A 7,937-nucleotide genomic window follows, 5' to 3' on the forward strand; every position below is an offset into this window, starting at 1 on the left:
GACGTAATCCTTGCCGAAGGAAAGCTCGCTCACCCCGGCTGCGGTTAGCACCTCGGCCGGCACCGGCTCCTTCACCAGACCGCGGATCGCCTCCACCGCAGCTATCTTCATGGCATCGTTGATGCGGCTGGCGCGGGCGTCCAGCGCGCCGCGGAAGATGAAGGGGAAGCAGAGCACGTTGTTGATCTGGTTCGGATAATCCGAACGGCCCGTGCCCATGATGAGATCATCGCGCACTGCGTGGGCCAGGGACGGCTTGATCTCCGGGTCCGGGTTGGAGCAGGCGAAGATCACCGGGCGCGGCGCCATCAGGGCAACCGCTTCGGCGGGCAGCACATCCGGGCCGGAGACACCGACAAACACATCCGCCCCTTCAATGACATCCATCAGGGTGCGCAGCGGGGTGTCGTTGGCGAAGCGCTGCTTGTACTGGTTCAAGTCGCTGCGGCCTGTGTGAATAACCCCCTGGCGGTCGAGCATGAAGATGTTGTGTGGCGCGGCACCGCACTTGATCAGCAAGTCCATGCAGGCGGTGGCTGCAGCCCCGGCCCCCATGCAGACGATGCGACTCTGTTCGATGCGCTTGCCCTGCACTTCCAGCGCATTGAGCAGACCGGCAGCTGTGACGATGGCGGTACCGTGCTGGTCATCGTGGAACACCGGGATGTCGCAACGGGCGATCAGCGCCTCTTCGATCTCAAAGCACTCTGGCGCCTTGATGTCTTCCAGGTTGATGCCACCGAGGTGTCGGCGATGGCCGCAACCGTGTCGATGAACTGCGCACTGGTCTCGTGCTTCACCTCTATGTCGATGGCATCTATGCCGGCGAAGCGCTTGAACAGCAGGGCCTTGCCCTCCATCACCGGCTTGGACGCCAGCGGGCCCAGATTGCCCAGTCCCAGGATGGCGGTACCGTTGGAGATGACGGCCACCAGGTTACCCTTGCCGGTATAGCGGTAGGCATCGGCCGGATTGGCGGCAATCTCGCGCACCGGCTCGGCCACACCCGGGCTGTAGGCCAGCGCCAGATCGTGAGCTGTCTCGGCGGGCTTGGTGAGGGCGATGGCAATTTTGCCCGGCACAGGCTGGGCATGGTAATCGAGTGCTTGTTGACGAAGATCGGACATGGGGGACCCCGATACGGAAGTGAATGAAGTGAATAGAGTGGTGCATGGGCTCGCCAGCGGGCGAGGGCTGGGGATCATAAAGAAAACCATCGCGCTTTCACAGAGGAAAGTATCGTTTTGCCGCCACTGACAAGCCAGTAATTAGCATGTCACACCAATCACTAATACCCATTTAGTTATAGATATGGTTTCACTCCGTCACAGGGATGCCCGCTTTCAGCTCTGCCTGTCTGGCGATGGCCTCCGTCATCCCCTGGAAGATGAAGAGATGGAATGGCAGCATGGCGAGCCAGTAGGCCAGCCCCCAGGCGCCCTGAGGATGCCAGTGGGCCGTCACCTTGATGCGGGTCAGGCCGGACTCCTCCGGCAGTATGTTGAACGCCAGCCGCCCCACTCCCGGGGCCTTCATGTTGAACAGCAGATCCAGTCTGCGTCCCTCGTCGACCCCGAGGATCTGCCAGGAATCCAGCATGTCCCCCTTCACGAAGCGATCCGGGTTAGTGCGGCCACGAGTGCGGGCCGGGCCACCGATCAGGTGATCCATCCACTCCCGCACCACCCACAGCTCGTTCATGTAGAAGTAACGCTGCTCGCCCCCCAGCTGCTGCAACACCTGCCACACCACCTCGGGAGCGGCGAGACAGATGGCCTCCCCGCTGGCAGTACGGTCATAAAATCCGTACTCGGGATGGCGCCAGCGCAGCCCCAGCGGCGTCTCCAGCCCCTGCTGCTCGGCCCCCAGTTTCTGCTCCAGCGCCAGGCTCTCCCCGAGCGCCTCGTCGAAGCTGAGCAGGGTTTGTGGCAGCAGGGCCCGCAGCGGGCCGTCATCAGCCGGGATGTCGTGCTTGAGGCCGCCCACCAGCGCCTTGGCCACGGGTTGCGGCACAGAGGTGACAAATTGCAGCCACCAGGCGGAGAGCCGCGGGCTCAGAAACGGGATGGGGATGATGGGGCAGCGCTTGCCGATATGGGCGGCGAACTTCTGCAACTGCTGCTGATAGCTGAGCAGCTCGGGGCCAACGGCGTTGAGCACCTGACCATCCACCCCCTCGACCTCCACCAGCCCGCCCAGATAGTGCAGCAGGTTGGAGAGCGCTATGGGCGGTGTGCGAGAGCGTACCCACTTGGGCGTGACCATCATGGGCAGGTTGAACACCAGATCCCGCATCACCTCGAAGGCGGCCGAGCCCGGCCCTACGATGATGCCGGAGCGCAGCTCCACCGTCGGCACACCGGAGTCACGAAACAGCTCGCCACAATGGCGGCGGGAGTTGAGATGACGGCTATTGCAACGCTCGGGCTGGATGGCCCCCAGATAGATGATGCGGCGCACCCCGGCGGCGCGGGCGGCGGCGGCGAAGTTCTTCACCCCCTGCTGCTCCAGCCGGTGAAAATCGGCGCCAGCCCCCATGGCGTGCACCAGATAGAAGACGGTGTCTATGCCCGTCAGCGCGGGCAGCAGTGTGATGGGCTTGAGACTGTCGGCGAGGCGAAATTCCACGCCCGGCGGCAGACGACAAGGGCGACGAGCCCCGGCGATCACCCGATAACCCAGCCCTTGCAGGTGGGGCACCAGGTAAGACCCTATATACCCCGCCGCTCCCATCACCAGACATGTGCGCATCTGTTCTTCTCCCATGATTGAGCCAACACCATAGGGCAAACCGCTTCAATACAAAACGCCAACCCATAAAAAAGGCGCCCGATGGGCGCCTTTTTCAGAATTCTTCAGAAGCAAGATTACTTCTTGGCAGTCAAGCCACCGAAACGCTTGTTGAACTTGTCTACGCGGCCGCCGCTAGAAACTTCTTTCTGCTTGCCGGTGTAGAACGGGTGGCATGCAGAGCACACGTCCAGGTTCAGATCTTTACCCAGGGTAGAGAAAGTGTTGATCACATTACCGCAGGAGCACTTGCAGGTGATGGCTACGTAGTTAGGATGAATACCAGCTTTCATGGACAACCTCAATTATCAGGCCGTGTCGCTATCCGATCTTCTGTCGGACACCACACGATTGTTGAACACAGTTTCAAAGGCTGCGAATAATATAGGAAATGCCTGAGATCAGGCAAGTGGCTTCGCAGAAAAAATAGGCAATCCCTGGTGAATTCTTCCCAAACGCTGGATCTGGTTCGTGTGGCTGTGCCGGTACCGTTACGCCGTCACTTCGACTATCTCTCTCCCTTGCCCCTGCCTGAGCCCGGCTGTCGGGTCGAGATCCCTTTCGGTCCCCAGACCCTGGTCGGGCTGGTGGTGGAGCATCCGACCGACAGCCTGGTGCCCCGCAACAAGCTCAAGCCCATCAAGCGAGTGCTTGATAACTCCCCCGTGCTGGGGCCGGACATACTGGCGCTGATGGCCTGGAGCGCAAACTACTACCAGCATCCGCTAGGGGAGGTGCTGCCTCACGCCCTGCCGGTGCTGGTGCGCAAGGGGGAGCCCGCCGCCTACCGGGAGCTGGAGTTCTGGTTTGCCACCGAGGCCGGCATGGCGATCGATCTCAATGAGCTCAAGCGTGCCGCCAAGCAGCAACAGGCCCTCGCCTTGCTGCGCAAGGGGCCGCAGACCCCGTCAGCACTCAAGCAGGAAGAGATCCAGAGCGCGGCACTCACGGCGCTGGAGAAGAAGGGGCTGTTGGAGAAGCGCAGCCTGGAGCCGAGCCATGACGGCGACTGGGCGACGTCTTTTGACGCGGGAGAGGGGCTGCGACTCAACGGCGAGCAGGCGCTGGCGGTATCCGCCGTCACCAGCCAGAGCAACCAGTTCGGCGCCTTCCTGCTCGATGGTATCACCGGCTCCGGCAAGACAGAGGTGTACCTGAGCATTCTCGAGCCCCTGCTCAAGGCGGGCAAGCAGGCGCTGGTGATGGTGCCGGAGATCGGCCTCACCCCCCAGACCATCAACCGCTTCCGTCGCCGCTTCAAGGTGCCCGTGGTGGCGATGAACTCGGCCATGAACGATCGGGAGCGGCTTGACGCCTGGCTCGCCTGCCGCGATGGCGGCGCCGCCATCCTGATCGGCACTCGCTCCGCCGTCTTCACCCCGTTCAAGAACCTCGGCATCATCATCATCGACGAGGAGCACGACGGCTCCTTCAAGCAGCAGGACGGTTTTCGCTACCACGCGCGAGATCTGGCGGTGATGCGGGCCCATCGCGCCGGTATCCCCATACTGCTCGGCTCGGCCACCCCCTCGCTGGAGACGCTGCACAATGCCCGCAGTGGCAAGTATCACCACCTCAGCCTGACGCGGCGCGCCGGCAACGCCCAGACCGCCCGCCAGGTGATCCTGGACATCAAGAGCGTGCGGCTGCAGGCCGGGCTCTCCCCCCAGCTGGAGCAGCTGATGGCGGAGCACCTGGCGGCAGGCAATCAGGTAATGCTGTTTCTCAACCGGCGCGGCTATGCCCCGTCGCTTATCTGCCACCAGTGTGGCTGGAGCGCCGCCTGCGAGCGCTGTGACGCCTGGTACACCTGGCATCAGGCAGGGCGACGACTGCACTGCCACCACTGCGACAGCGTGCGCCCCCTGCCCCACAACTGCCCCGAGTGCGGCAGCAACGAGCTGATCGGCTCGGGAGTGGGTACCGAGCAGCTGGAACAGCTGCTCACCACGGTTTTCCCGCACTACCCCGTGGTGCGCATCGATAGGGACAACACTCGCCGCAAGGGGGAGCTGGAGACCCATCTCGGCGACATCAAGGCGGGCAAGTACAAGATCCTGATCGGCACCCAGATGCTGGCCAAGGGGCACCACTTTCCGGATGTAACCCTGGTGGGCCTGCTGGATGTGGATGGCGCCCTGTTTTCCGCCGATTTTCGCGCCGCCGAGAAGTTGGCCCAGCTCTATACCCAGGTGGCGGGCCGCGCCGGTCGCGCCAGCAAACCCGGGCTGGTGGTGCTGCAGAGTCATCATCCGGATCACGCCCTGTTGCAGGATCTGACCCAGAACGGTTACGGCCACTTTGCCGACACGGCGCTGAAAGAGCGTCGCCTGCTGGGGTTGCCGCCGTTCAGCTATCAGGGGTTGTTCCGGGCCGAGGCCAATGGCCGTGACGAGGTGCAGCTGTTCCTCGCCCGTCTCGCCGATACCCTGCGCAGCGCCCGCTATCCCCATCTGCAGGTGCTGGGACCCATCAGCGGCTTTATGGAGCGCAAGGCGGGCAAGTTCCGCATGCAGTTGCTGGTGCAGGGGCCGAACCGGGCACCGCTGGCCCAGCTGCTGGATTGGGCGGTGAAGGAGCTGGAGGGCTGGCCGGAGACCAAGAAGGTGCGCTGGAGTCTGGATATAGATCCCACCGAGCTGAACTGAGCCAGTTCACCTGCCGCTCAGGCGCTGGCGGCAACTCGCCAGCAGTGGTGACTCGCCATCGGCACATAACACGGCCAGGGCCAGTGATCTGGCCTGCTCCAGCGCCAGCGGCTGCTGATAGCTGTGAGCCATCACCACGGCCCCCTCCAGCAGCAGGCAGATCCCGGTGGCTTGCAAGAGGCTGCACCCTAGTTGCTCCCTGACCCAGTTCAGCAGCACCTGCTTGTGTGCTACCACCAGCTTGCGGACCGGATGACGCGAGTCGGCAAACTCGGCGCTGGCATTGATGAAGTTGCAACCATAGAAGTCGCTACGGCCAAACCACTCCCCGAATCCGTCGAACAGGGCGTGCAACCGACTCTCCCTCCCCTCCAGACCTGCCAGCTTCCCCTCGAGCAGGGCGAAGAACTCCTGCTCGCGGGAGAGCAGTACAGCCTCAATCAAGGCATCCTTGGTGGGAAAATGGCGGTAGAGGGTTCGCTTGGTGCTACCCGCCTCCGCCCAGATGCGATCTATGCCGGTTGCGTGAAAACCATGACGATTGAACAGACGATAGGCGGTTTCCATCAGCTGCTGCCGTTTTTCACTCACGTCATTTTCCCCTTGAAGTACACCGATCTGTCTACCTAATGTGCCTAATCACGTCAGACAAACCAAGAGGGAAACGTGATGACAAAATGGCATGACCCGTTATGGGCAGGAGTGGGCGCGGCACTGGCGATCGGGGTGTTGGGCTGGCTGAACATCAGCTGGCACACTGTCCTGATCATGGCGCCCTTCGGAGCAAGCTGCGTGCTGCTGTTTTCACTGCCGGCCAGCCCGCTGGCCCGCCCGAACAATGTGCTCGGAGGCCACCTGCTGACAGCCACGGTCGGCTTGCTGGTACAGTCGCTCCCCTTGCCGCTGGAGCTGCAACTGGCATTGGGAGTGGGTCTGGCCATCACCTTGATGCACCGAATGGCGCTCATACACCCTCCCGCTGGTGCCAACCCCCTGCTGGTACTGATGACGGGACAGGAGTGGCCCTTCCTGTGGCAAACCGTGCTGCCCGGTGCCCTGCTCCTGATCCTGCTGAGCCACGGCTTTCAGCGGTTGAGGCTGTGGCAACTCAAGGCCATATAAACAACAAGGGAGGCCGTGCCTCCCTTGTTGTGATTCACACCAGTACAGTTACTTGGCGGCCAGGGATACACCTTCCAGCCGCACTTCCACCCGACGATCCGGTGCCAGACAGGCGATCAGCTCAGATCTGGAGTTGCTGGTGCAGTTGTTGCCGGTCACGGGGTAGGACTTGCCACGCCCCTCGACCCGCACCCTGTCGGCAACCAGTCCCCGGGCGATCAGGTAGTCGGCCACGCTGCGGGCACGCTGCTCCGACAGGGTCTGGTTGTGGGCATGGGAACCTAGGCGGTCGGTATGCCCGATCACAGTCGCCTCACCATCCTTGGGATTGGCGGCAACTATCTGGCTGAACAGGGTATCGAGCGCCTGACGGGCAGCCGGCTTCAGGGTGGCCTTGTTGAACTCGAACAGCACGTCCGAGCTCAGGCTGAACTGCCGGGTGACGACCACGGCAGCAGGAGCTGGCGCCACGGCGGGCGCCGGTGCCGGGGCCACCACATCCCTCCCATGCTGACCGAAGCGGTAGAGCATGCCGACGGAGAGCAGACCGTTATCCATCTCAATGCCGGAGCGATCGAGGGAGGTATCCCCCAGCGGCGTTGTGTACTGATATTCGATGCGGGCGGCCCAATCACGCTCAATCGCGTATTCAGCCCCCAGCGCCCCGACAAACACGGCCCCATGATTGTTGCCGGTCTCCTTGATAAAACCGGTCGTAGTCTGGGCCGACAGCTCGCTATTGGTCCAGGCATAACCACCACCGATCCGGCCGTAGAGATCCAGCACATCATTGACCGGGAACCCTATTTTCATGGTGGCCTGGAGCATCTGATTTTTGGCTTCCTCCTCCACCCTGACCCCACTCAGATAACCGGACGAGGTGTACTTGCCGAACCAGTCATAGCCGAACTCGAAACCCAGGTTGGGGTTGAGCTGATAACCGGCGAACGCCCCCAGCCCGAGAGCATTCTTGCTGGTGCTGATGTTTTGCCGCGCGCCCAGGGGATCCGAGACAACCTGCTTCTGGTCGATGTCGAAGTACCTGGACCAACCGGCCTTGCCGCCGGCATACCAGGTGTTGTCCTGGGCGGCTGCCTGCACGGCCCCCGTCGTAAGCAGGCCGCAGACCAGCACGGCAAGTATCGATTTGTTCATGGTGAAAGCCTCTGCAATGAGTCGTTATGCGCTTATCTTCCCTGATGGGGCGAATCCGGCACCGTTCGTCAGGTTATCCCATCTATCGCCAGCCTCAAATGACTTAGGACTCAATAGTGTGAAGCTGCCGACATTTCCGACTGGAAAAACGGCGCAGACGCAGAATCGTCGTAGGGAGCGGCAGGGAGCAACCGGGCCCAATAAGTTGCCCTGTTTACCAAC

Annotated in this window: 6 protein-coding genes and 1 pseudogene; 2 read left to right on the forward strand and 5 right to left on the reverse strand. The window is 62.3% G+C overall.

What is annotated here, in order from left to right; all coding sequences use genetic code 11:
- The 3 genes and pseudogenes from AAC083_RS09915 to rpmE all read right to left on the reverse strand — a co-directional run.
- A pseudogene (locus AAC083_RS09915) lies at window positions 1-1,127 on the reverse strand (malic enzyme-like NAD(P)-binding protein); the annotation flags it as partial.
- A 190-nt stretch (window positions 1,128-1,317) separates the two neighbouring features.
- On the reverse strand, window positions 1,318-2,751 hold the full coding sequence (locus tag AAC083_RS09920; protein WP_108535434.1) for a DUF2867 domain-containing protein: 1,434 nt from the start codon (window positions 2,749-2,751) through the stop codon (window positions 1,318-1,320).
- A 116-nt stretch (window positions 2,752-2,867) separates the two neighbouring features.
- Window positions 2,868-3,083: a 50S ribosomal protein L31 gene (rpmE, locus tag AAC083_RS09925; RefSeq protein WP_042035896.1), complete on the reverse strand. Its 216-nt coding sequence runs from the start codon at window positions 3,081-3,083 to the stop codon at window positions 2,868-2,870.
- Window positions 3,084-3,230: 147 nt separating this feature from the next.
- On the opposite strand from rpmE, the gene priA reads away from it, so the two are divergent.
- On the forward strand, window positions 3,231-5,438 hold the full coding sequence (gene priA, locus AAC083_RS09930) for a primosomal protein N' (RefSeq protein WP_108535431.1): 2,208 nt from the start codon (window positions 3,231-3,233) through the stop codon (window positions 5,436-5,438).
- 6 nt (window positions 5,439-5,444) lie between these two features.
- On the opposite strand, the gene AAC083_RS09935 is transcribed toward priA, so the two are convergent.
- Window positions 5,445-6,029: a TetR/AcrR family transcriptional regulator gene (locus AAC083_RS09935; protein ID WP_108535432.1), complete on the reverse strand. Its 585-nt coding sequence runs from the start codon at window positions 6,027-6,029 to the stop codon at window positions 5,445-5,447.
- A 78-nt stretch (window positions 6,030-6,107) separates the two neighbouring features.
- Between AAC083_RS09935 and AAC083_RS09940 the strand changes: the two genes are divergently transcribed.
- Entirely contained in the window at window positions 6,108-6,560 is a 453-nt protein-coding gene (locus tag AAC083_RS09940; protein ID WP_042035894.1) for an HPP family protein, read from the forward strand.
- A gap of 48 nt (window positions 6,561-6,608) precedes the next feature.
- Here AAC083_RS09940 and ompA read toward each other — a convergent pair whose 3' ends face one another.
- Complete coding sequence (gene ompA, locus AAC083_RS09945; protein ID WP_108535433.1) at window positions 6,609-7,715, reverse strand: porin OmpA; 1,107 nt, start codon at window positions 7,713-7,715, stop codon at window positions 6,609-6,611.
- Between the last annotated feature and the right edge of the window lie 222 nt (window positions 7,716-7,937).

This window comes from Aeromonas sp. HMWF014, assembly GCF_963878295.1.
GTDB lineage: Bacteria > Pseudomonadota > Gammaproteobacteria > Enterobacterales > Aeromonadaceae > Aeromonas > Aeromonas popoffii.

Bases quoted from the DNA above. Each gene is read 5' to 3' on its own strand.
- rpmE (WP_042035896.1), bottom strand. From the start codon at position 3,083: ATGAAAGCTGGTATTCATCCTAACTACGTAGCCATCACCTGCAAGTGC.
- ompA (WP_108535433.1), bottom strand. From the start codon at position 7,715: ATGAACAAATCGATACTTGCCGTGCTGGTCTGCGGCCTGCTTACGACG.
- AAC083_RS09920 (WP_108535434.1), bottom strand. From the start codon at position 2,751: ATGCGCACATGTCTGGTGATGGGAGCGGCGGGGTATATAGGGTCTTAC.
- AAC083_RS09940 (WP_042035894.1), top strand. From the start codon at position 6,108: ATGACAAAATGGCATGACCCGTTATGGGCAGGAGTGGGCGCGGCACTG.